Annotated in this window: 2 protein-coding genes; both read right to left on the bottom strand. The window is 50.1% G+C overall.

Translation table 11 applies throughout. The features are described 5' to 3' along the window. Window positions 1-11: 11 nt before the first annotated feature. Window positions 12-806 (bottom strand): hypothetical protein, encoded by a 795-nt coding sequence (locus DXZ20_RS37005; RefSeq protein ID WP_163695747.1) that lies wholly within the window; start codon window positions 804-806, stop codon window positions 12-14. Next, the gene (locus DXZ20_RS37000; protein ID WP_163695745.1) at window positions 806-1,279 is read right to left on the bottom strand and encodes a hypothetical protein; all 474 of its coding nucleotides are present in this window, start codon (window positions 1,277-1,279) and stop codon (window positions 806-808) included. Before DXZ20_RS37000 ends, DXZ20_RS37005 begins: the two co-directional genes overlap by 1 nt. Window positions 1,280-1,336 lie beyond the last annotated feature (57 nt).

Below are 1,336 nucleotides of genomic sequence, written 5' to 3'. Positions count from 1 at the left end.
CTGATTCCACCTCAGTTTGTGTGAGGGGATGTAATCAACGGTCTCCGTCCATTGAGAGAAGAGGCAATTAACAAATTACGCATCCAGTCGTCATGATATCGGAAGCCATTGAGTTTCTCAAAGGGACACAAACAGCCTCCATTTTGCTGCTGAGTTTTACGACAGAATGGATGAAAGTTCCACAGCATCGCCATGGAGCGAACGGATAACTCAGCAGCCTCCCAAGCCCCATGAAAATCTTGCATGGCATAGAGTGCCCGGTCGAGATAGTTCATGGGGCGATCCACCTGATTACTGGTGCGATAGGCATTAGGAAAGTCGAAGGCTCTCTGGAAAAATAGAGATTTTTCTCTGAGTCGTTGTAACCGGTCATGGATGGCGTCGGGAAGCTCCACCGATTGTGTCCATTCGAGAAAACGACGCAATCGCTGAGCAAATTGACGTTTGCTGGTGGCGTGATAGATATGCCAAAGCTTGTCGGTTAAGCAGGTGCGTAACTCAGGCTTAGAGCGACACCAATCACGCACTTTAATCACCTCATGTAGAAAGCATAGAATCCAGGTGATGCCAGGAAATAGGGTTTCCCAGGCTCGACGAGTCGCGTCCCATCCATCGGTGGTGACTGTCTCAGGTCGATAGTCAGGGGCATGCTCGCTCATCTCTTGCTCAAAGTCCCCATACGCCGCTTGCAAGTCCTCGTATCCAGCCGTTGGGCTCAGACCACTGCCCACAATACACCCCTTAGCCGCTGTCACCACCCAATAGATACGCTCTCCTTGATGGCTACCATGCTTTTCATCGGCCACTAGATGGGGGGGAGCGACTCTTCTGTTTTCAACGTTGTTCCGACAATGGATGCTCGGCCAAGAGATTGACACAACCGATACCAATGCATCTCCGAGCGGCCCAATACGTAAGCAATCCCATCATAAGAGAGGCCATGCTTTCTCAAATACATTGCTTTGCCTGCTAGCTCAGACGTTTCACTCATATAAGGCGTGACGAAATCGGGACGCAGTTGATAGGCTGTTTTTTGTTTGGGAAGATATATACGACGTGTTTTCAGGTGCTGACGAGCTGAGGTCACCCACCCATGAAACCGATATCCCTCCTCAATTCCCTTGGGGAACAGCTCCGGATAGCTGGCTATTTGCTCGTTCAGGTACTCTCGGTAGGCCTCACGGTCCTCAACCAACTGGTCATAATCAATGCTATCGGCGATGGGCAGGCAGATCGTTTTATCCCCTGCTGTCCCTCGTTGCTTGCGTTTGGCCATCATACTTGGCCTCCAAACTCGATGACCTTATGATATCCAAACAAACTTAGTTGGAACTAG

Source organism: Adonisia turfae CCMR0081, assembly GCF_011009555.1.
Taxonomy (GTDB): Bacteria; Cyanobacteriota; Cyanobacteriia; order Phormidesmidales; family Phormidesmidaceae; genus Leptothoe; species Leptothoe turfae.
Note: the sequence above shows the minus strand (reverse complement) of the source record. Positions and strands in the feature narration are given on the sequence as shown.

Excerpts from the sequence above, each read along its gene's own strand:
- DXZ20_RS37000 (WP_163695745.1), bottom strand. The coding sequence starts at position 1,279 with ATGATGGCCAAACGCAAGCAACGAGGGACAGCAGGGGATAAAACGATC.